This is a genomic window from Candidatus Nitrosopumilus sp., assembly GCF_040878665.1.
Lineage (GTDB): Archaea > Thermoproteota > Nitrososphaeria > Nitrososphaerales > Nitrosopumilaceae > Nitrosopumilus.
In genome coordinates this window covers 94,137-113,888 of sequence record NZ_JBBDLU010000004.1, presented here as the reverse complement: position 1 = coordinate 113,888, position 19,752 = coordinate 94,137, and the positions used below count along the sequence as shown (strand labels likewise).

The 19,752-nt window shown below is 31.8% G+C and carries 27 protein-coding genes and 2 tRNA genes; 14 read left to right on the top strand and 15 right to left on the bottom strand.

Annotated features, from left to right (window positions below):
* Nucleotides 1-633, bottom strand: a complete 633-nt coding sequence (gene psmB / locus WDZ98_RS04295; RefSeq protein WP_368057190.1) for an archaeal proteasome endopeptidase complex subunit beta — start codon at nucleotides 631-633, stop codon at nucleotides 1-3.
* Between the two features lie 75 nt (nucleotides 634-708).
* On the opposite strand from psmB, the gene WDZ98_RS04290 reads away from it, so the two are divergent.
* A complete protein-coding gene (locus WDZ98_RS04290; RefSeq protein WP_368057192.1) occupies nucleotides 709-1,773 on the top strand; it encodes a sn-glycerol-1-phosphate dehydrogenase in 1,065 nt (354 codons plus the stop codon).
* Between the two features lie 6 nt (nucleotides 1,774-1,779).
* On the opposite strand, the gene WDZ98_RS04285 is transcribed toward WDZ98_RS04290, so the two are convergent.
* Genes WDZ98_RS04285 through WDZ98_RS04275 form a run of 3 tightly spaced genes read right to left on the bottom strand, consistent with a single transcriptional unit; the run spans nucleotide 1,780 to nucleotide 4,249 of the window.
* Nucleotides 1,780-2,526 (bottom strand): FKBP-type peptidyl-prolyl cis-trans isomerase, encoded by a 747-nt coding sequence (locus tag WDZ98_RS04285; RefSeq protein WP_368057194.1) that lies wholly within the window; start codon nucleotides 2,524-2,526, stop codon nucleotides 1,780-1,782.
* 41 nt (nucleotides 2,527-2,567) lie between these two features.
* Nucleotides 2,568-3,713 (bottom strand): alanine--glyoxylate aminotransferase family protein, encoded by a 1,146-nt coding sequence (locus WDZ98_RS04280; RefSeq protein ID WP_368057196.1) that lies wholly within the window; start codon nucleotides 3,711-3,713, stop codon nucleotides 2,568-2,570.
* 41 nt (nucleotides 3,714-3,754) lie between these two features.
* Nucleotides 3,755-4,249 carry a nicotinamide-nucleotide adenylyltransferase gene (locus WDZ98_RS04275; protein ID WP_368057198.1) on the bottom strand — a complete coding sequence of 165 codons (495 nt, stop codon included), beginning with the start codon at nucleotides 4,247-4,249 and terminating at the stop codon, nucleotides 3,755-3,757.
* 61 nt (nucleotides 4,250-4,310) lie between these two features.
* On the opposite strand from WDZ98_RS04275, the gene rtcA reads away from it, so the two are divergent.
* On the top strand, nucleotides 4,311-5,336 hold the full coding sequence (gene rtcA / locus WDZ98_RS04270) for an RNA 3'-terminal phosphate cyclase (protein WP_368057200.1): 1,026 nt from the start codon (nucleotides 4,311-4,313) through the stop codon (nucleotides 5,334-5,336).
* Here rtcA and WDZ98_RS04265 read toward each other — a convergent pair.
* Complete coding sequence (locus WDZ98_RS04265; protein WP_368057202.1) at nucleotides 5,313-5,810, bottom strand: CopD family protein; 498 nt, start codon at nucleotides 5,808-5,810, stop codon at nucleotides 5,313-5,315. The two genes, rtcA and WDZ98_RS04265, sit on opposite strands and share 24 nt — an antisense overlap.
* Nucleotides 5,811-5,891: 81 nt before the next feature.
* Between WDZ98_RS04265 and WDZ98_RS04260 the strand changes: the two genes are divergently transcribed.
* A complete protein-coding gene (locus WDZ98_RS04260; protein ID WP_368057204.1) occupies nucleotides 5,892-6,386 on the top strand; it encodes a hypothetical protein in 495 nt (164 codons plus the stop codon).
* 6 nt (nucleotides 6,387-6,392) lie between these two features.
* Here WDZ98_RS04260 and WDZ98_RS04255 read toward each other — a convergent pair.
* Nucleotides 6,393-6,466 (bottom strand) — tRNA-Val (locus WDZ98_RS04255).
* Nucleotides 6,467-6,544: 78 nt separating this feature from the next.
* On the opposite strand from WDZ98_RS04255, the gene bluB reads away from it, so the two are divergent.
* From bluB to WDZ98_RS04240, 3 genes are all read left to right on the top strand, one after another.
* Nucleotides 6,545-7,255, top strand: a complete 711-nt coding sequence (gene bluB, locus WDZ98_RS04250; RefSeq protein ID WP_368057464.1) for a 5,6-dimethylbenzimidazole synthase — start codon at nucleotides 6,545-6,547, stop codon at nucleotides 7,253-7,255.
* A 24-nt stretch (nucleotides 7,256-7,279) separates the two neighbouring features.
* Nucleotides 7,280-7,372: transfer RNA gene (locus WDZ98_RS04245), tRNA-Arg, on the top strand.
* Nucleotides 7,373-7,424: 52 nt separating this feature from the next.
* Complete coding sequence (locus WDZ98_RS04240; RefSeq protein ID WP_368057206.1) at nucleotides 7,425-7,955, top strand: NADPH-dependent FMN reductase; 531 nt, start codon at nucleotides 7,425-7,427, stop codon at nucleotides 7,953-7,955.
* Between the two features lie 548 nt (nucleotides 7,956-8,503).
* Here the strand turns inward: WDZ98_RS04240 and WDZ98_RS04235 are convergent.
* On the bottom strand, nucleotides 8,504-8,977 hold the full coding sequence (locus WDZ98_RS04235; protein WP_368057208.1) for a hypothetical protein: 474 nt from the start codon (nucleotides 8,975-8,977) through the stop codon (nucleotides 8,504-8,506).
* An 82-nt stretch (nucleotides 8,978-9,059) separates the two neighbouring features.
* Nucleotides 9,060-9,290: a hypothetical protein gene (locus WDZ98_RS04230; RefSeq protein ID WP_297594295.1), complete on the bottom strand. Its 231-nt coding sequence runs from the start codon at nucleotides 9,288-9,290 to the stop codon at nucleotides 9,060-9,062.
* A 238-nt stretch (nucleotides 9,291-9,528) separates the two neighbouring features.
* Between WDZ98_RS04230 and WDZ98_RS04225 the strand changes: the two genes are divergently transcribed.
* Together WDZ98_RS04225 and WDZ98_RS04220 are read left to right on the top strand one after the other, a co-directional pair.
* On the top strand, nucleotides 9,529-10,005 hold the full coding sequence (locus tag WDZ98_RS04225) for a peptidylprolyl isomerase (protein WP_368057210.1): 477 nt from the start codon (nucleotides 9,529-9,531) through the stop codon (nucleotides 10,003-10,005).
* Nucleotides 10,006-10,902 carry a hypothetical protein gene (locus WDZ98_RS04220; protein WP_368057212.1) on the top strand — a complete coding sequence of 299 codons (897 nt, stop codon included), beginning with the start codon at nucleotides 10,006-10,008 and terminating at the stop codon, nucleotides 10,900-10,902.
* Here WDZ98_RS04220 and WDZ98_RS04215 read toward each other — a convergent pair.
* Together WDZ98_RS04215 and WDZ98_RS04210 are read right to left on the bottom strand one after the other, a co-directional pair.
* The gene (locus tag WDZ98_RS04215) at nucleotides 10,889-11,044 is read right to left on the bottom strand and encodes a hypothetical protein (RefSeq protein WP_368057214.1); all 156 of its coding nucleotides are present in this window, start codon (nucleotides 11,042-11,044) and stop codon (nucleotides 10,889-10,891) included. The two genes, WDZ98_RS04220 and WDZ98_RS04215, sit on opposite strands and share 14 nt — an antisense overlap.
* 232 nt (nucleotides 11,045-11,276) lie before the next feature.
* Nucleotides 11,277-11,762, bottom strand: a complete 486-nt coding sequence (locus WDZ98_RS04210) for a hypothetical protein (RefSeq protein WP_368057216.1) — start codon at nucleotides 11,760-11,762, stop codon at nucleotides 11,277-11,279.
* Nucleotides 11,763-11,893: 131 nt separating this feature from the next.
* Here WDZ98_RS04210 and WDZ98_RS04205 point away from each other — a divergent pair, with 131 nt between their 5' ends.
* The 3 genes from WDZ98_RS04205 to WDZ98_RS04195 are packed head-to-tail and all read left to right on the top strand — an operon-like array spanning nucleotide 11,894 to nucleotide 13,640.
* Nucleotides 11,894-12,346: a hypothetical protein gene (locus tag WDZ98_RS04205; RefSeq protein ID WP_368057218.1), complete on the top strand. Its 453-nt coding sequence runs from the start codon at nucleotides 11,894-11,896 to the stop codon at nucleotides 12,344-12,346.
* An 11-nt stretch (nucleotides 12,347-12,357) separates the two neighbouring features.
* Complete coding sequence (locus WDZ98_RS04200; RefSeq protein ID WP_368057221.1) at nucleotides 12,358-13,251, top strand: PfkB family carbohydrate kinase; 894 nt, start codon at nucleotides 12,358-12,360, stop codon at nucleotides 13,249-13,251.
* 38 nt (nucleotides 13,252-13,289) lie between these two features.
* Nucleotides 13,290-13,640 (top strand): dUTPase, encoded by a 351-nt coding sequence (locus WDZ98_RS04195; RefSeq protein ID WP_368057223.1) that lies wholly within the window; start codon nucleotides 13,290-13,292, stop codon nucleotides 13,638-13,640.
* On the opposite strand, the gene WDZ98_RS04190 is transcribed toward WDZ98_RS04195, so the two are convergent.
* Together WDZ98_RS04190 and WDZ98_RS04185 are read right to left on the bottom strand one after the other, a co-directional pair.
* A complete protein-coding gene (locus tag WDZ98_RS04190) occupies nucleotides 13,637-14,113 on the bottom strand; it encodes a tetrahydromethanopterin S-methyltransferase subunit A (RefSeq protein WP_368057225.1) in 477 nt (158 codons plus the stop codon). The two genes, WDZ98_RS04195 and WDZ98_RS04190, sit on opposite strands and share 4 nt — an antisense overlap.
* Complete coding sequence (locus WDZ98_RS04185) at nucleotides 14,110-15,192, bottom strand: DegT/DnrJ/EryC1/StrS family aminotransferase (RefSeq protein WP_368057227.1); 1,083 nt, start codon at nucleotides 15,190-15,192, stop codon at nucleotides 14,110-14,112. The genes WDZ98_RS04190 and WDZ98_RS04185 overlap by 4 nt, the downstream gene beginning before the upstream one ends.
* Before the next feature lie 81 nt (nucleotides 15,193-15,273).
* Here WDZ98_RS04185 and WDZ98_RS04180 point away from each other — a divergent pair, with 81 nt between their 5' ends.
* Nucleotides 15,274-15,837 carry a hypothetical protein gene (locus tag WDZ98_RS04180; RefSeq protein ID WP_368057229.1) on the top strand — a complete coding sequence of 188 codons (564 nt, stop codon included), beginning with the start codon at nucleotides 15,274-15,276 and terminating at the stop codon, nucleotides 15,835-15,837.
* A 68-nt stretch (nucleotides 15,838-15,905) separates the two neighbouring features.
* Nucleotides 15,906-16,094, top strand: coding sequence for a C2H2-type zinc finger protein (locus WDZ98_RS04175; RefSeq protein WP_368057231.1), 189 nt, complete (start codon nucleotides 15,906-15,908; stop codon nucleotides 16,092-16,094).
* A 5-nt stretch (nucleotides 16,095-16,099) separates the two neighbouring features.
* Here WDZ98_RS04175 and WDZ98_RS04170 read toward each other — a convergent pair whose 3' ends face one another.
* A complete protein-coding gene (locus WDZ98_RS04170; protein ID WP_368057233.1) occupies nucleotides 16,100-16,309 on the bottom strand; it encodes a hypothetical protein in 210 nt (69 codons plus the stop codon).
* Nucleotides 16,310-16,402: 93 nt separating this feature from the next.
* On the opposite strand from WDZ98_RS04170, the gene WDZ98_RS04165 reads away from it, so the two are divergent.
* Nucleotides 16,403-17,449: a tyrosine--tRNA ligase gene (locus WDZ98_RS04165; protein WP_368057235.1), complete on the top strand. Its 1,047-nt coding sequence runs from the start codon at nucleotides 16,403-16,405 to the stop codon at nucleotides 17,447-17,449.
* Here the strand turns inward: WDZ98_RS04165 and cobJ are convergent.
* Together cobJ and WDZ98_RS04155 are read right to left on the bottom strand one after the other, a co-directional pair.
* Nucleotides 17,446-18,240: a precorrin-3B C(17)-methyltransferase gene (gene cobJ, locus WDZ98_RS04160; RefSeq protein WP_368057237.1), complete on the bottom strand. Its 795-nt coding sequence runs from the start codon at nucleotides 18,238-18,240 to the stop codon at nucleotides 17,446-17,448. The genes WDZ98_RS04165 and cobJ overlap by 4 nt on opposite strands.
* Before the next feature lie 48 nt (nucleotides 18,241-18,288).
* A complete protein-coding gene (locus WDZ98_RS04155; RefSeq protein ID WP_368057239.1) occupies nucleotides 18,289-19,752 on the bottom strand; it encodes a hypothetical protein in 1,464 nt (487 codons plus the stop codon).

Below are 19,752 nucleotides of genomic sequence, written 5' to 3'. Positions count from 1 at the left end.
CTAAAGTTTGATGACGGCTTTTTTTTGCTCATCAGTCAAAAGACGGAAACCGTCTTTATCCATAACTGCGATGTTAATTCCATCGCCTGTACCAATGTTTCTAACTATTGCAGCTTTAACAGCTCGTAGAGCTACTTGTTTTGCTTGTTCAATTGTAAGATCTTCTCTATATTCTTCTTCTAGTAAACCATAAGCTACTGGAGAACCACTACCAGTTGTAACATATGACTTCTCTTCTACTGAACCAAACATATCGACATTAAATAATGAAGGACCATTTGCGTCATAGCCACCAAGTAAGATATCAGCCATGAATGGATAGCCCCTGTTTTGATGAAATATCAATGAACAAAGTCTTGCAAGAGAGTGAATTGAGATTGGGCCTTGTTTTTCAACCCTGTGAAGATTGGAATGGTAACGTAAGATATCAACAATATTTTGTGCGTCTGCAACTCCTCCAGCTAAGGTTAGTCCTGCATGCAAATCGATTTGTTGGATTTTCATAGTATTGTTATTTGCGATAAAATAGCCTGCACTGGCCCTCATGTCGGCACATAATACGACACCGTCTTTAACCTTGATACCTACTGTGGTAGTCCCATGCAGAATTTTTTCTTCAACGTTATTTGACAAAATACACCTATTAAGATAAAGTAAATGGCATCTCACCCTTTTAAATAACTTTTTGATCCCTTGAAATCATAAATAATGACAAAAAATCAGGATCGCATGGCTTCGCATAAAATGGAACTGCCTAGGCAGATTGTAATCGGTGAAAAGAACATTAATGAGTTTGGAGAATTTCTTCACAATCTAACTAAACCAAAAAAAGTATCTTTAATCACTGGAATTCATGTAAAAAAAATTCTTAAACAAAAAATTGAAAAATCATTAAAAATCAAGAAAATCAAATTTGTTTGGCATACATCAAAAGACAATCAGATTAGAGATCTAAAAAAAATTCAGATAGATGTAAAAAAAGATCATAGTGACATAATAGCAGGTATAGGAGGGGGTCGTTCCGTAGATACTGCAAAATTAATTGCTTTCAATTTAGATATTCCATTTGTTAGTGTACCTACAGCAGCATCGCATGATGGAATGGCTAGTCCGTTTGTTTCAATAAAAAGTGATAAGCCTCATTCGATTGTTGCTACTGCTCCCTTAGGGGTTTTTGTTGATATTGATATTATTAAAAAGGCACCATCTAGACTACTTGCAAGTGGATGTGGTGATTTAGTAGCAAATATCAGTGCTGTAAAGGATTGGAAGTTAGGACGAGATAAAACAGGTGAGTATTATGGAAGGTATTCAGCAAATTTAGCAATTATGAGTGCAAGGATTGTAATGGCAAAATCACGTCAATATTCAAAAAAGGGACTTGATGCAAGAGTTATAGTTGAAGCTCTTATCAGTGCTGGAGTTGCATCTTGTATAGCTGGTAGTAGCAGACCATGTTCTGGTGCTGAGCATTTATTTTCACATGCATTAGATAAAATTGCACCAGGAAAAGGATTACACGGAGAAAAATGTGGTATAGGTGCAATAATGATTGCAAAACTTCAAGGTCAGGATTGGGGGAAAATTGTTAAGACATTAAAAGATGTAGGAGCTCCTACAACTGCTAAACAAATTGGAGTAACAGAAGAGCAAATTATCGATGCATTAATGATTGCACAAGATTTGAGACCTGAAAGATATACAATTCTAAAAGAAATTCAGATGACAGAAAGAAGAGCGAAAAATCTTGCAAAGAGTACTAGAGTAATTTAATTTAATTTAAGCAGTCTTTTGTTCAGGTGCTTTTTCTTTAGTTTCAGGTTTCTTTTCCTGAGTTTGTTTGTTGATATGTGTTTCCACAAAGCTTACTTTTTCCAAAGTTGGAATGAATTTAAAAATATCTAGTTGAATGAAGTGTTTCATAATTTGTAATCCATCTGCACGTAAAATTTCCTCAGGAATGATAATACTAACTTCTTTATCTTTTAAATCAAACCCAATTTTTGTATCTTCTACAGGTAATCTGTTCTTAAGAATTGAATCAATTTTATCATTTGGTGTTTCAAGGGATTTTATTACATTAACATCAAAAAGAATTGTTTTTCCTGCATATCGATGATTGTAATCTATTTGAACTCTACCAGAACCAATAAAGCGAATAATACCTCGTTTATTATCAACTTCAATTGTATCACCTACTGATACTTTTTCTGCATCCTCACCTAATTTTCTCAGAGGAATCATTCTGACTTTGCCAGAATCTCGTTCACCAAAACCTTTGTCTGGTGTTACTTCAACTGTAAGTTTGTCTCCAGCAGATGTTTTAGCAAGTGCTTCATCCAAACCTTTGAGAACAGGATAAGAAACTTCGCCTATAGAAACTAATTTTGGTTGATATTTTACATTCTGTTCATGAATAGAATGTTTTTTTGCATCTTCTTCAATAGTGGTATCAAAAATTTCTTCAGTATCTTTTACCTTTGCAGTATAATCAACTAGAATCAGTGAACCTTTATTGAAAGTCAATGTGATCGGTCTCGAATTTCCTTATATTAAGTTAACAGGATTTAGAGAGCTTTTAGTTTTTCTTCTGCAGTTTTTAGTCCCGCTTGAGCATCGACATTATATCCCATCATTGCTAATGTAGATGAAATTGCAGAAATAGTTCTCATTACATGATATGGACTAACTTCTCCCATACATCCAACTCGAAATACTTTACCTTTAAGATTACCAAAACCACCAGCAACTAAAACTTTGAATTTGTCAGCTAATGTATTTCTAAAAGTTTTATCTTCAAGTCCATCCAAGTAATTTAATGCAACAATGGAGATTGAACGGTCTTCTTCTTTTGCAAATGGAGTAAGACCCATTGCACTTAATCCAGAGTATAATGAATCAGAACAAACTTTATGACGTTTAAAGACATTTTGTAGTCCTTCTTCTAACATTACAGACAATGCTTCTCTATATGCATAAAGTAATGGAAGTGCAGGTGTAAAAGGAGTGTGTTTTTCCTCATCATAATATTTGAAATATCTTGCTAAATTGAAGTAGTGTGTTGCTGGAGGATTTTCAATCATGTATTTTTTTGCTTTAGCACTAACAGAAACTGGAGAAATTCCAGGAGGTGCTGCAATTGCTTTTTGAGAACCAGTTAAGCATACATCAATATTCCATTTATCCACTTGAAGATCAGCTCCTCCAAGTAATGAAACTGAATCTACAACGTAAAATGCATCATTTCTTGAAGTCAAATCAGAGACTTTATCAAGATAATTTACCATTGTTCCAGTAGAAGTTTCGTTGTGAACAACATAGAATGCTTTTACATCTTTATTGTTATCAAATGCTTCTTTGATTTGATCAAAAGATGCATTTTCTCCTGGTGGAGTTTGAAGTTTTATTACATTTGCACCTTGACCTTCAATTAACTGTGATAATCTAGTACTAAATTCTCCGTTAACTGGAATTATTACTTTGTCACCTTTCTTAACTACATTAATTACTCCTGCTTCAACAGCGCCTGTTCCTGATGCAGATAATGCTACAATGTCATTTTGTGTTTGAAAGACTTGTTGAGTTTTAGCAACTACATCGGTATACAGTTCAACAAAATCATCACTTCTGTGATTAATTATAGGTGCAAGCATTGCCCTCATTACTCTATTAGGTACATTTGTTGGACCAGGAAGCATCGAAAGATATTCCATATGTTATCTATCACTCATTGTATTTTGGGGTTTATTTATAATTAGAGATTTTTTAAACGCTCTTTACCACTATTGGTTGTTAAAAAATTTTTAGTACCTTGAGGTACAAGATCATCCCATTTTTGATCGCTAACTATTAGATCTCTTATTTTAGTACCAGATAAGGAATCTCTATTCAAAAAAGGAATAGGAATTACCTGAATATTTCTTTTAGAGTATAGGTGTTTAGTTAATTCATCATTTGAAAAAATTATATCAAATTTTGGAACTATTGTATCTATTTTTTCAATCCATTTAACATGATTATCTAAATCCGGAATAAAATAAATTGAAATCCTTTCTTTCATTGAATCATCAATAGAAGAAAGAATCATTTGTTCTCGTTCCTCAGCTGAAAACGGATTATTTTTTTCTATATGCTTGTTAGAACTTCCTAGTCCTACCCATAATTTATCAACTTTTGATAGTGCAAATCTTAATGCTTCAAGATGACCCAAATGAAAAGGTTGGAATCTACCAATCAATAGGCCATTCATACAAATCATAGAAAATTTCTTTTTAAAAAACTATCATAAAGAGTATCAGTCAAGAAAGAACATGAATTTTCTAAAAATTAATGGGGAGTATGGTGAAGGTGGCGGGCAAATAATACGTTCGGCAATTACAATTTCGTGTATTACAAAACAACCAATTCACGTAGAAAATATAAGAAATAATAGAAAAATTCCCGGATTAAGACCTCAACACCTTACAGCAATAAATATTCTCAAAAAAATATCTAATGCTCAAGTTATTGGCGCAAAAATAGGATCAACTGAATTAAAATTTATTCCAGGAAACATAGAAAACGGTGAATTAATTGAAGATGTTGGAACCGCTGGCAGTATTGCTTTAATTTTACAAGTTTTGATTCCGGTAATTGCAATTTCTCAAAAAAAACTAACGTTGACAATTAAAGGAGGTACAGATGTACTTTGGAGTCCTTCAATTGATTATACTAAACATGTTCTAAGAGAAGCATATTCAAGAATGGGAATTAAATTTGATCTTGAATTAACTAAACGTGGTTATTATCCAAAAGGAGGTGGAGAAATTAAATTACAAGTTTATCCAAGTAAAATAAAAGCAATAATTTTTTCAAAGAGAAAAACAAACATTGTGGAATTAATTTGTTCATATTCGAAATTACCGTTTAGAGAAATTGATGATAAAATCAAAGAGATTGGGGAAAAATTAACTGATGCAAATTTTATTGTAAATACAGAGATTAAAAACGAAGAAGCAATTGATTCAGGTGCATCTTTGTTAATTTGTAGTATTGATGAGAGTTCAATAATAGGAATTGATGCATTGTATAATAGTAAAACACAACAATTTGAAGTAGATTTGAAGAAATTTATTGAAAGTTCTTCAATAGATGAGAATTTAGCAGACATGTTAGTGGTTCCTGCAAGTTTATGTGATGGAAAAACAAAATTTCAAACCAGAAAGATCACAAAACATTTAGAGACAAATTTGTTTGTTACATCAAAAATTACGGGTTGTAAATATGGAATTGGAAAAATAAAAGACGGATATGAGATAATAATTGAAGGAGTGTCAAACTCCAGCATCAAGCAATGATGCAAAAAATAGAATTGCTATTGATAAAACTACTGTAATTTCTCCAAGAATGATAATTTTTTTTCTCAGTTTTTGGATTTCAGATTCTGACATTTGATTTGACATAATTTTTTCTTCAACATCCTTACGAATTATTCTTACATGTATAACATAAACAAAAATTAATGCAATTACAAGAATTATTTTGATAATTAAGTATGTCCCATAGCTTGTGGCAACAAGTAGTTCAGGTTTACTAAGTAACACATGTGAAGTATACAAACCAGTTAGCATTAGAATAATCAATGATGGAACAGCAATTTTGTTAAATCGTCTTCCAACACGAATCATTATTTGCATTCTTTCTTCGATAGAATTTGTCATCGTTTTCAAAAGTGGAGAGAATACTATTCCAATGAATAGAGAGCCACCGACCCATATTGCAGCAGCAACAAGATGAATCCATGTGATAATTGCTTGTTCTAAAGCAGTCATAGATTAAGATGTTTTAAATCAAATATTATGTATTTGGATCTTGACAACCTTTTTTAGTTGTACAAATCTGTTACCAGTGAAATGGGACTTCAAAATAAGAAAACGGTATATGCTGCCGTAGTTGGAGTTTTAGCTTTAATGGGAGGAATTGTATATTATGCTAGTTTAGATAATGCAGGACTTGATCAAGTTGAGATTAGATTAACAAATGTGGAATTAATGGATGTTAATACAGTAAATAATCAAGCAAAATTTGAAGTGACATTCCTAATTAAAAATCCAAGTGACAAGACATTGACTGTCTCACTTATTGATTATCAATTGTATGGAGATGGTGTGTTATTAGGCTCAGGACTATATTCAACTACAGATATTGCGTTACCTGGAAGAGCATTGTTTTACACAGGTTCAGAAATTCCATTGAAAAACACATTCGTATTAAGTAAATCTGAATTAAATTCAGAAAGCTATGAAAAAGCAATAAATGAAAAAATTGTCAGTTTTAGTGCTGAGGGAAGGATCACTACTCAGACTTCGTGGAGCGAAGCTGACAAAGATTTCAAGACGGGTTATTAATTAAAGTGGGCCGAGTGAGATTCGAACTCACGATCACTGCCGTGTCGAGGCAGTATCCTAACCAGCTAGACTACCGGCCCATTGAAGTACAAGATTAGAGGCTGACATTATTAACGTTTAACAAAAGAATGAATACAAAGAATGAAGGCATAAAAGAAATGACAGATAATTTTACTGACGAAGAAAAAAGAGGCTTCTATAAGGCAATTTATTCAAGAAGAGATGTAAGATCTCATTTTACCTCAAGGCCTATTGAAAATGATATTTTATCAAAAATTCTTCATGCTGCACATCACGCTCCGTCTGTAGGATTTTCTCAACCATGGAATTTTATTTTAATAAAAGATATTGATACAAAAAAGAAAATTAAAGAATCGTTTGAAGAAGAAAAAAATCGTTCATCTCAGTTAGTAGAAGAACCAAAGAGATCAAAATATCTTTCATTCAAGCTAGAAGGAATTTTAGAATCGCCTGTAAATCTTTGTGTAACTTATGATCCTACAAAATTTGGTCCATTTGTTATTGGAAGATCAAGTATTCCAGAAGCAGGTCTCTATAGTGTGTGTTGTGCAATTCAAAATTTATGGCTGTCAGCTAGAACAGAAGGAGTAGGTCTTGGATGGGTAAGTATTTTATCAAATGAGATATTAAAAGAGACTTTAGAATTACCCGAACATGTTATTCCTGTTGCGTATTTGTGTTTAGGATATGTTGATGAATTTGCAGAAAAACCAGATCTTGAAACTAAAGGTTGGTTACCAAGACTTGAGTTGAAAGATGTAGTTTATTTTGAAAAATGGAATGATAAAGAAAACGAAAGTTGGAAAGTTATTCAAAATATGATCAAAGAAAATCTTGATTACGCTTAAATAATTAAGAATGTTTTTTTTGCTGGGCTTGTAGCGCAGAGTCAATTTGACGCGCAACATGGATAGCGCAGTAGCCTCCTAAGTTACAGGTCGAGGGATCGAAGCCCTCCAAGCCCGTTTATTGTAAATGTTTATGGAAATTTAAATACAAAGACAAATGGCTGTAGATATGAAAATAGTTGTAATTTCTGGAAGTCCGAGAAAAAATGCAAATACGCAAGTGATAATGAAATACGTTTTTGAATATACAAAATCAAAAAACCAAGATACAAAATTAATCAATCTTTCTGAAGGTAATATAGAATGTTATAGAGGACCAGATGAAAAATATAATGAAGCAACACAGAACGCTGTAGATGATATTATAGATGCAGACGTGTGGTTAATTGGAACACCAATTTATAATTCGTTTTTTAGTTCAGCACTAAAAAATCTATTTGAATATATCAACTATAAAAAAACTGAAGGAAAAGTGGCAGGGATTACAATTTTAGCAGCTGGAAATATTGGTTTTGTTAGTGTTCAGACATTAGTTACACAGTTACTATCATATTTTAGAGTAGTAACAAATCCAAAGGCAGTTTTTCTAACTACAGAATCTATAACTGAAAATGCTGTTTCCGATGTAGATACTCAAAATAGATTAAAACAGATGGTGGATGAAACGTTGGAAATTGCTTCCAAATTACATCAAAATTAGCCTCATTTTGTTTTAATTTGATAGATATTCATTTTACATTCAATAACAATCAACATTGAGAATAAGCTTATCAACAATGATTTGTTAATTACATTTCATTAAACATGTGGTTAGAAATAAAATATCACAAAGGCTTAGTTAAAGATTTCAAGGATTTTTTAATTAATTATATAGTATTGTTATTTCATATGCTTATTCAAAATAGTGAATTCTTAATATCGAGAGTTATTTTTGGATATAACTATTTAGAAAATTAAGGTATCATACAATGAGTTTGTATTAGAAAATTTATTAATTAATAATCATGTTATTTACAAAGATTTCAATTTAGAAATGACTCATTCTTGAATTTATAATAAACAGACTATTTGATTGATTTAGGTTCAAAATGCAAGAGTCAAATATTAACATGATATAGAGATTATACTATGAGTCTAAAAAAAGATCCCACAGAATTGTGCTCATGTAAATGTCATTTTGGAGGAGCAGTTAGTTGTCCTAGTTGCAAGAATACCCACGGTGTTGTTTGTTGTCACTGTAAAGATTAACTATTTCCTCTTAGTTTTTCTACCAGAAGCTAGCATTTTGAGATTAGTTAATTCAGTTTTTAGTGATTCAATTTGAACAAGAGTTTGTAGGTTTGAAATTTCTTGATTTAATCTTTCAATTTCACTATCTTTGAGTTTTACAGATTCTTTTACATTGTTTAATTCTACAGATAATTCATCTTGAATTTTTTTAATTTCTGAAAAACTTACTTGGTTTCCTACAGTAGATTCAATGATTTGTGTATTACTCAAGCTTTTTTTTTCACTATGAGATGGTGCGTGATTATGCATATAGTCTGCACTTTTTTGAGAAATCCAACAGGTAAATGTCAAAAACCATGTGATTGGTACTGCCATAATAAATACAAAATTCAATATTGGAGCAAAATCAATAAAATAAGACCAAAGTCCAGTTAGCACTGCTGCAAAAACTCCTGTTACTAAAGTGGCTAAATGATTACCGAAATATCCCATGATTATTTGACAATTTCATTATTTATAACGGTAATGCTAAAAACCAGAAAATAATATAATTAAAAAGAAAAAAGAGCCGAATTTATTCGTCTTCTTCAGAGGTAGCAGATGCTTTTGGCATGTCAGATTGTAAGATTTGGATTTTTTGCAATAGTTCTGTTCTTAGATCTCTTGCTACTCTTCTTACGGTTGGTCTTGGAACTCCAAGTTCATCAACTACTTTGGTGTAGATATCCTGCTTGTCGGTTACCCCTTTGTCAAGATAAGAATTAATCGCTTCTTTAATTATCGTGCTTTGGTTTGTACGATTCAACGAATTTTAAATTTTATTTGTTCTATATAAGACTATAACTTTAGATTGGAAAAAATGTCACATCCAATAAATTCAACTATGTAGACATTTTAAAAAATAAAAATCAAAGTCTGCATAAATCAATCAACGAAAACCGTACTGATTATTATGGATTATTCAATATTGTGAAAATATCTATAGGAATTTTTCAAGTAGGTTTCGCAAAAGACTATTAAGATGTATTAAAAAAATTATTCTTATGAGTACAGCAAATATTCAAACTAATTTAGGAAACATATCATTTAAACTTCTACCTGAGTTAGCTCCTGAAACTGTTCGAAGTTTTGAAAAATTAGCTAAAGATGGGTTTTATGATGGAACGCTTTTTCATAGAGTTATTCCAGGATTTATGATTCAGGGAGGAGACCCCAATACAAAAACTAACAACAAAGGCTCTTGGGGAATGGGAGGTCCTGGGTATAATATCAAGGCTGAATTTAGTTCAAGATCTCATTTAAGGGGGATAGTTTCGATGGCTAGAGCGCAAGATCCGAATAGTGCAGGTTCACAATTTTTCATAGTTACTTCTGATAGCACATTTCTAGATAGACAATATACTGTATTTGGTGAAGTGACTGAAGGCATGGATATTGCAGATAAAATTGTTAAACAAAATAGAGATGGAAATGATTGTCCACTAGAAAAAGTCCAAATGCTTCGTGTTACTGTGGAATAAATGAATTTCAATATAATTACATGTTTTCTAGTGTTGTTACTTGTACTAGCTTTACCACAAGTTAGTGCGCAAACAGATTCTGTTAATCCAGCTAGTCAAAAATTAGTTCAAGTTACAATTGATGATGAGGGAAATGTGGAAGTAGTACATCAGATTAGGAACTCAAATGAACCACAAGAATTAGAATTTGTTAAAGGTACTGTTTCTAATGTAGAATTCATTGATAAAATAGGCAGGCATGAACCAATGGATGTTTTAGAAGGAGCAGATCACATAGTAATTTTACCAAATCAGGGAGAATTATTTGTTAAATATGATCTTGATGATGTATTGATTCTAAAAGATGGTTTTTGGACATTAGATTTTAGATATCTTGAGACAACAACTTTTGTAATACCAAAAGAAGTAAAATTATTTTTTATAAATGAAAAACCTGTTTTATTAGATGAGAAAAATGCTTTTACATGTCATGGATGTCAAATGATTTTAGAATATTCAATTGATGAACCCAGAAATATTGAATATGTAAATTGGGAAGAAAAGAAATTTGTAGTGGAGATAATATCATTTGCTGAGATAGAAAATTTTGAATTTAGTCAACCAGCAAAAAGAATCAGTTTCAGAGTAAATGACGATAATCAGTTTGTTACTGCTGTTATACCTTTAGAATTATTGTGGGGGCCATATGCAGTGTTTCATGATGATGAAAAAATCTATTTTCATGAATATATCAACAATGGAACTCATGTTTGGGTTAACATACGACCAGATACTGCAGGAGACGTTACAATAATAGGCACTACAGTTGTTCCTGAATTTCCAATTATTGCCCCCTTGGCAGTTGGATTTTTAATTATACTTGTAGTTCCATTAATAAGAAAATTTAATCTCCACTAGAACCACAAGAACAAAATCCATATTCATCAATTCTAACGTTACAGATTACACATTTCTCACCATAGTCTACTTCCCATGGTTCTTTTCCAAAAAGCTTGAAATGATCATCAATTTCTAAAGGTATCTCCCTTTTCTTTTCCAATGATTTGTATATGCATTTCAACTATACATACATTATCGGAGAAAAATCATGAAAATTGAATGTGGTTGCCATTGTATAAAATGCAAAAGTACAGATCTAGAATCAAATAGAATTGGAGAGATTGAAAACGACGGATATTTCGACATGCATCATACATGCAAACAATGTAATGCACACTTTGATCATCTAGATGGAGAAATTTTTTTTAATTGTGAAAAATGTGGTTATTGTTCTAGTTAACTATTAGTGATTCCTGAGTAAAGTACTGAGTTCTACTTTGTTCAGAATTTTTCATGATTTCTTTGTTAGAAGCCATTTTGGCTAAAGCTTTTGATACATCTAATGGACTAGCAGCCCAACCGTATTCTCTTAGTTGTTGAACAGTTTCAGTTACTGTTCTTGGAGATTCAAAAAATTTACTTGTTTCTAAAATTCTTAATTTTGATTTAATTTCATGTGCAGTAATGTATTTGGGTTCATTAAATTCAGGCTCATATGCTTCAGCATCATCAAGATATTCCAGACCAAATTGAGCTGGACTGATATCTTCTGATGGGTTTTGAATAGAACCAGTTTCAGATACAATTCTTGCTTGATTAGCTGGTAAATGTTGTGAAAGATTATCAATGATTTCTCCTAATGTCTGGTTATCAACATAAAAGTCTCTAGAGTCAACCTCAATCTCATTTTCTCCTATTTTGAGTTTAATTCTTGCCAATGCTCAATAATTGTACAATTTTGATTTATTCTGCTAGCTCTAAGGAGCTTTAAGATTAGATCAAAACTTTTACACAATCTATTGGTATTTTTTTCCTTTTGAGTTAAAATGTAATTTTGTAAGGATTAGTCATGAAAACGGCCAAGAAAGGAGGCATAATCATTCTACTTTTACTATGTATGAGTATTTTTGGTTATTCACAATATGCGTCTGCATCACAAATAGGAATTAGCATCAGTCAAAGCGAATTATTGAATGAAAATGAAAGTGGTTCAAACTATAACGTAGAATTACAATTTGAAAATCCTTCATTATTATTGTTAACTGCAGGTGAAACTGAATTCTTTGTAATTGCTAACGATGAAATAATTGGGAAGGGTAAGCTAGAGCCATTTACACTCCATCCACTAGATAGCAGTTACGTTAAAGGTACATTCCACACTGATTCAGATACCAATGAAGAATCAGTATCAGTCAGGATTACAGGTGTAACAAAATATGATATGTTTGTAACATCATTAGATGTACCATTTGTGTTTTATCCAACAGAAGAACAAGCAAGAGAATTTATACATCAAGATTAATTTCTTCACAAATGCTTACTGTTTTTGGTTCTACAGCATTAGATACTATTAGAACTCCAAAAAAAACATTAAAAAATGTTTTAGGTGGTGCAGCTACATTTGCAGCAATATCAGCAAGTAATTTTGTAGATACAGGATTAATTGCAGTAGTAGGAAAAGATTTTCCAAAACAACATCACAAAATTTTATCAAAATATCTCAATTTGGAAGGATTGACTATAAAAAATGGTAAAACATTTCGTTATGATGGACGCTATGATGATACATTAAGTACAAGATCAACTTTAAAAACTGAATTAAATGTACTTGCAGACTTTAAACCGATTGTACCTGAATCATACAAGAAATCTCAATTTGTATATCTTGCAAATAATGATCCTGAACAGAATACATCATTAATCAAAGAATTCGACAAGGTAAAATTCTCAATGTGTGACACAATTGATTTTTGGATATCTACTAAAAGAGATGCAGTTATCAAAATGATAAAAGCTGTTGATGCAGTTGTAATTAATGATGAAGAAGCTAAACTCCTTACAAAAGAGTTCAATCTAATTAAATGTGCAAAAAAGATGATGCAGTGGGGAGCAAAATACGTAATTATTAAAAAAGGAGAGCATGGATCTTTGATGTTTTATGATGACGTTATTTTTCCAACCGCAGGTTTTTCATTAGAAGATGTGGTAGACCCTACAGGTGCAGGAGATTCTTTTGCTGGAGCAATGATTGGATACTTAGCAAGTAAAAAATCAACTAATATTTCTGAAATTAAAAAAGCGGTAGTATATGGTAATGTTATGGGATCCTTTGCAGTTGAAAAATATGGTTTAGAAGGATTATTAAAAATCAAAAATGAGGATATTGCAAAAAGAGTTAAGATATATGAAAAAATGATTCGATTCTAAAAAGACTTAAGTTCAATTATTTCTCAAATTATTTATCATTGTCTCAAGAAACAACAGATAAAGATCGATTAGATACAATATTCAGACTTCAAAAAGGATTATCTAGCATGATGAAATTGGATAGATATCCAAAAGATACTGAAGGAAGAGTTTCTGCATTATGTACTGCAATAATGCACGAAGCAGTAGAACTACAGAGAACAACAAATTGGAAATGGTGGAAAACTCCAGCAGAATTTAATGAATCTGATGCTAGAGAAGAATTAATCGATATATGGCATTTTGTCGTTCAAGCATCAATTGAGCTTAATCTTACTCCAGATGACATTCTTGATGAATATAAAAAGAAAAATGAAATCAATAGAGAAAGGCAAAGAAATGGATATTAGATAATTTTGATTTTATTCAAAATTGTTTCGTAATTAGTTTCATTGATTAAATTTACAAGATTTACATTGTTTTGAAAATATTGTATTTTATGTTTTGAAGTTGTAAGATATGGATCTGGACTAGTTGAATTGATTATTCTTTTATTTTCATCAATTCCATTTTGATGTAATTTGAATAATGAATGACCAGATTTATGACCCCAGACCTCCTTTCCACAGACTATTATTGTAGTGATTTTTTGATTTTTGTACACATAATCAATAATGGAATCAATTCCCTTATTTTCAGAAAGTAGTCTTCCTACAATTGAAATATTGTTTAGAATTTGGGGATTTGCAAAGTTTTTGAGTAAATTTATGCTCGAAAGAGTACAAATTGCTATTGAAGAATTTGGATTACCTAGATAAAATTCCTCATGAATTGGTAAAATGACCTTACAGAGTTCTCCAATTATTTCACCTATTGCATTCATAGAATATCATGAATAGTTTTTGCAATAAATTCAATATTATTTTGAGTTACTTTGGGATGAATTGGTAATGAAATAACACGAGATGCAGCCCAATCAGTAATTGAGAGTTTAGATTTTAATTTGTAAAAGGGAGTTTTATGAACTGGTATAGGATAATAGGATGCAGCACCTATTCCTTTTTCATTTAATATTTTTAATATTTTATTACGTTTGTTAGTTGCAACAGTATAGAGATACCAATTTACATTTTCACCTTTTCGTTGATGAGGAAGTATAATTTTAAGATCAGATAACAGTTTTGATAATAAATCAGCATTTCTTTTTCTAGTTTTTAGAAAGTTTGGTAGCTTTTTCATCTGAACAGTTGCAATTGCAGCATTAATTTCAGGTAATCGTAAGTTTAATCCAAATATTCTTGTATCATATCCATGAACCATTCCATGATTTCTAATCATCAATAATTTGTCTCGAAGTTTTTTATTGTTAGTTACAATAAAACCGCCTTCACCAGCAGTCATAACTTTTGCAGGATACATGCTGTAACAACCCATTTCAAAAAAAGTACCTGTATGTTTTCCTTTGTAAGTAGAACCTAAAGATTGAGCAGAGTCTTCAATGATAGGAATATTGTGTTTTTTAGAAATTTCTGAGAGTTGCTCTACATGTGCAACATTTCCATAAAGATGAACTGGAATTATTGCACGTGTGTTTTTTGTAATTTTTTTTGCTAAATCATCTGGATCTATAGTATAATTTTCTTTTAAAATATCAACAAAGACTGGTTTAGCACCTGTTGAAATAACTGCATTTGCAGTTGCTACAAATGTAAATGATGGAACTAAAACCTCATCACCTTTTTTTACATCTAACGCATATAGTGCAGCTTGCAAAGCAGCAGTACCAGAGTTAACTGCAATAGCATATTTGGATTTTACAAATGATGCCGCAGATTTTTCAAAGATTTGAACGTGTTTACCGCCATGATTGGCAGCTGAAGTCAAAGCGCCATTTTTGAGTATAGATGTAACTGCAATAATCTCTTCTTTACCCACTAGAGGAATATTAATTGCAATTTTCAACAGTGATCCTGTCTATAACTACTCTATAAACCTCATTGAATAACATGAATTTTTATATTTCAAAAATGGCAAAACGGCATTATGAAATCACAACATCTTGAGAAATCAGATTCTGGTTACAAAGTTTATCTGTACATTTTCTATGTTTGTGGATTCATAATGGTAACATCACTAGCTTTTGGAGTTTATGTAACTATGATAGAATGGATTGAAAATGGAACATATGTGATGGGAGAAGCGATTCATAATACAGTTATTCCATTTGAAAATTTTGCAAGAGTATCAACTTGGATATTTTTTTCTACAATAATTGGATGGTATTGTGTTTCAAGAATTGGGTGGAGAAGAACAGCTGGAAACAAGATTGTAGGTACAAAAATGGCACTACTTCAGTTAATGTTGTTGGGATTTTCAATTATAACACTTTATGAAGTACTATACAATTTTACGGTATTAAATGCGCAGATAACAGCTGGAATTATTGATGGTGTAATTCCTGATATTGATAAATTATCAATTGCTTATCCAGATCCTGAGAGGCCATGGAATTTGATTTTTGCAACTAAAGTATTTTTAGCGGCTTTTATCATTAGCACTCATGCATTTTATCTCAGTACGAGACCTCGAAAAACTCTAGATGAATAATTAGATAAGACAGATTTTTCATTCATTTAACATAAAAACTATTTCTAGTAGATTCAAATACTTTCAGCATGGGATTATTTGGATCTAGTAAAGACGAGTTAAAATGTAAAAAATGTGGAACCGTTCTTTCTGATTCTGATAGATTAAAGAAGCATCAAGAAAAAGCTCATAATAAGAAAAAAGAAAAATGTAGAGTTTGTGGAACTGAATTTGATACATTTGATGATCTAAGAAAACATAAAAAAAATTGTAAATAAAAAAATTATTCTGATAGTCCAGATTCATATCTTGATTCTCTTTTAAGGGCTTTTTCTATTGCAACCAAATTTGCAATCTCATTTTTAGAAGTCATCAAGAGAGTCTTAATCATTTCTGAGCCTAATTGAATTGATTGTTCAGGTAATGTTTCTATGAATTTTTCAAGTCCTTTCTTGTAATTATGAATTAGTTCTAATCCTTCTTCAAGAGTCATAGATTATGTCAACGTATCTGTTATTCAAAGCTTCTAAATTTGAATTGTAGTTTGAATAACTTTATACGTTTACTTCTCAAAAGTTGTTTTGATTTGGATATAACAGAAAAAGTAGATTTAATTCAAAGACCACCAACTGAAGAAGTTGTAACTCAAGATGAGTTAATTGAATTATTCAAAACAAATTCTTCACCTCAGCATTACATTGGATTAGAGATTTCTGGTTTTTTACATTTAGGCAGTCTAATCAGTACAGGTTTTAAGATTAATGATTTTGTCAAAGCAGGCGTTAAATGTAAAATTTTTCTTGCAGACTGGCATACTCTGATTAATGATAAATTGGGTGGAGACTGGGAAACCATTTCTAAAGTTTCAAAATACTATCAAGATGCTTTCAAATTAGTGTGTCCTGATGCAGAAATTGTATTCGGTTCAAAATTATATGAAGAAAAAACAGAGTATTGGTCTGAGCTTGTCAAATTTACAAAGCACATGTCAATTGCCAGAACAATGAGAACTTTAACAATAATGGGACGATCAGAAGATGATACAAAAATCGATGTAGCAAAATTGCTTTATCCAGCAATGCAAGCAGTGGATATTCATTCTTTAGATGTAGATATTGCGCATGCTGGAATGGATCAAAGAAAGATCCACATGTTGGTAAGAGAGATATTTCCAAAGATGAAGTGGAAGGTTCCTGTTGCTGTACATCACAAATTATTACCAGGACTTTCAAAACCTGCAGATACAGGAGATTCTCAAATATTAGGTAAGATGAGTAAGTCAGATCCCAATTCAGGTATATTTATTCAAAATACAGATGATGAGATAAAGAAAAAGATCAGCAAAGCATGGTGTGAAGAAACAAATATTCAAAATAACCCATTACTAGAGATTTCAAAAACCATAATATTTCATGAATTTAACGAAATGCTTGTAGAAAGACCTGAAAAATTTGGTGGAAATGTATCATATACTGATTATAACCAACTTGAAAAAGACTTTGCAGAAAAGAAATTACATCCAGGTGATTTGAAACAAACAGTTGGAAACTATTTGGTAAAAGTGATCTCTCCAATAAGAGAAAAACTTAATCTCAGTGAAGAATTGAATGCTATGATCAAGAAAAGTTTCTAGACTTTGAGATTTGGATTTGTTTGTTCTTCTAGATTATATTTAGACTTGTAACCTCTAGGATTGATCATCAAATCTTTGTAAGTGTATGTTGATGAATTTCCAATGATCACAGTACTAATCATGCCTAATTGATCTGAATGGTTAGGTAGATTTTCTAGATCAGTCATAACAATAGTTTCAGATTCTCTAAACGCACCTTTGATAATTGCAACCGGTGTGGTAGGTTTTCTATATTTTAAGAGAACTTTTCTTGTATCTTGTAATTGATGAATTCGTTTTTTACTTGCAGGATTGTAAATCACAATTACAAAATCACCTTGAGCGGCTGCTTCAACTCTTTTTGAAATAATTTCCCATGGTACAAGTAGATCACTCATACTTACAACTGCAAAATCAGTCATAAGAGGCGAACCAACTATTGATGCACATGAGTTAAGTGCAGATACTCCAGGAACAATTTCAACTTCAAGTCCATTTTTTGGATCCCAATTAGATTCAGCAAGTGTTTCATAGATCAATCCAGCCATTCCATAAATTCCAGGATCACCGCTTGACACAAGCGAAACTATTTTTCCAGATTTTGCAAGATCAATGCATTGATGAGCTCTTTCCACTTCTTGTGTCATAGCATAACGATGAACAGTTTTACCACCAATTAGATCTTGTACTAAATTTACATAAGTTTCATATCCAACAATTGTATCGCTCTCGCCAATGACTTCTTTTGCTCGAAATGTCATATGATCATGATGTCCAGGCCCAACACCGACAATGTAGAGTTTACCAGTCAATTTTAAAATAAATTTTTTGTCAAGTAATTTATCCGTTTAGTGAAAGTCTTATTGGAATGGATCGATGAATGGGCAGTTAACTATATGATCACTGTTAGCAGGTCGTGCAATACTTACTGATAGCAGATTATCAGCATGAAATGAATTAATGTCAGATTTTGTTTCCAGTATTTTTGCAGATTCTGCATCATTCCATTCTACAAGATAAATTCTCCACATTGGACTATAATGTGCATCGTTAAGTGATGCTCCAGCAATCCCTGCTTGAAATCCCAATGTACCAGATCCCTTAATTCCATTCTTAAATTGAAAGAGATCAACTGCTGCTGAATGAGCAATTAGATTTGCAGAACTTGGAGATGATGCAACACCCATTGTTTGTGCAGGTCCTGATGGTGTAGCATCAGTTACAATATAGTAAATGGTTTTTCCATCAGGTCCCCAACCTCTATGAGCAACAAAAGTTACCGTCATGTCTTCTTCATTAATTTCAACTATTTGACCTCCATCATATGACATGTCATCAGCGATATTTGGATCTGAACGAACAAGCATTTGTCCATCAGGCCAAACAATTTGTGGTGTGTTAAGAACAATTTTTGTTTCATTAAATTCAACTCGTCCACTTTCTGCCGCTGCAATTATATCATTTGCAGAATTAAAAATAACTTGTTTTTGTCCTATTTTCCATGTGACTTCAATTACAGAATTTAATGCACTGTATTCTGATTCTTGTGATGGAGTACTAGAGAATACATCGTTTTGAAATCCATATATTCCATCACCTTTAATTCCATTTTTAAAAACAAATAGTTTTTGTAAAATACTTTCAGGGGTATTTACAAGTGCAGGAGCAAGTTCCACTTTCCATCCTTGTTTTTTTGTAAGAGTTTTAGCATAATTTTCATCACTTCCATCAGTAATGATGTATAGAACTTGATTTCCTTCATAGATTCCTTTGTGCATTGGAATCACAGCTGGAACATTGGTTCTTGAAAGTAACAAAGATGGATCTTCTTTTTGTGATTCAATTTTTTGCATTATTACTTCAGTAGGTTGTCCTCTGATCCAACCATCAAGACTTACAGTTGCGACAAATTCTTTTGAATTGGGAGAGTGTAATGCAAGTGCAGCACCTGTAAACTCAAAAGAGCCTGAATTTTTTTGTAAATCAATCAACGATAAACCATAGAGAGTTTTTCCATCTACAGTCCAAGTAGGTTGACCTTTTGAATCTTGAGTATTAATTTCATGTAAAACTACTATTTGGACAGGCTCACTTGCAGTAAATGTCATGGACCCGTCGTAGATAGTTCCTTCATTTGGTGATAAAATAAGCGCTAATTGATGATTTTCATGTCCTAAACCTGGATCTTGAGAGGATGTAATAGTTTGAGTAAAGTGAACTTTTTTTCTAGAGCCAGCATCAGCAAACTGATCAGATGTTGAAGAGGCAAAAATTATACCAACTGATAAAATTCCAATGATTAGAACAGCAACAAGTTTTTTCAA

Coding starts and splice junctions, on each gene's coding strand:
- WDZ98_RS04290 (WP_368057192.1), top strand. CDS start 709: ATGACAAAAAATCAGGATCGCATGGCTTCGCATAAAATGGAACTGCCT.
- WDZ98_RS04280 (WP_368057196.1), bottom strand. CDS start 3,713: ATGGAATATCTTTCGATGCTTCCTGGTCCAACAAATGTACCTAATAGA.
- WDZ98_RS04275 (WP_368057198.1), bottom strand. CDS start 4,249: ATGAATGGCCTATTGATTGGTAGATTCCAACCTTTTCATTTGGGTCAT.
- rtcA (WP_368057200.1), top strand. CDS start 4,311: ATGAATTTTCTAAAAATTAATGGGGAGTATGGTGAAGGTGGCGGGCAA.
- WDZ98_RS04265 (WP_368057202.1), bottom strand. CDS start 5,810: ATGACTGCTTTAGAACAAGCAATTATCACATGGATTCATCTTGTTGCT.
- WDZ98_RS04260 (WP_368057204.1), top strand. CDS start 5,892: ATGGGACTTCAAAATAAGAAAACGGTATATGCTGCCGTAGTTGGAGTT.
- bluB (WP_368057464.1), top strand. CDS start 6,545: ATGACAGATAATTTTACTGACGAAGAAAAAAGAGGCTTCTATAAGGCA.
- WDZ98_RS04240 (WP_368057206.1), top strand. CDS start 7,425: ATGAAAATAGTTGTAATTTCTGGAAGTCCGAGAAAAAATGCAAATACG.
- WDZ98_RS04235 (WP_368057208.1), bottom strand. CDS start 8,977: ATGGGATATTTCGGTAATCATTTAGCCACTTTAGTAACAGGAGTTTTT.
- WDZ98_RS04225 (WP_368057210.1), top strand. CDS start 9,529: ATGAGTACAGCAAATATTCAAACTAATTTAGGAAACATATCATTTAAA.
- WDZ98_RS04220 (WP_368057212.1), top strand. CDS start 10,006: ATGAATTTCAATATAATTACATGTTTTCTAGTGTTGTTACTTGTACTA.
- WDZ98_RS04205 (WP_368057218.1), top strand. CDS start 11,894: ATGAAAACGGCCAAGAAAGGAGGCATAATCATTCTACTTTTACTATGT.
- WDZ98_RS04200 (WP_368057221.1), top strand. CDS start 12,358: ATGCTTACTGTTTTTGGTTCTACAGCATTAGATACTATTAGAACTCCA.
- WDZ98_RS04190 (WP_368057225.1), bottom strand. CDS start 14,113: ATGAATGCAATAGGTGAAATAATTGGAGAACTCTGTAAGGTCATTTTA.
- WDZ98_RS04180 (WP_368057229.1), top strand. CDS start 15,274: ATGAAATCACAACATCTTGAGAAATCAGATTCTGGTTACAAAGTTTAT.
- WDZ98_RS04175 (WP_368057231.1), top strand. CDS start 15,906: ATGGGATTATTTGGATCTAGTAAAGACGAGTTAAAATGTAAAAAATGT.
- WDZ98_RS04170 (WP_368057233.1), bottom strand. CDS start 16,309: ATGACTCTTGAAGAAGGATTAGAACTAATTCATAATTACAAGAAAGGA.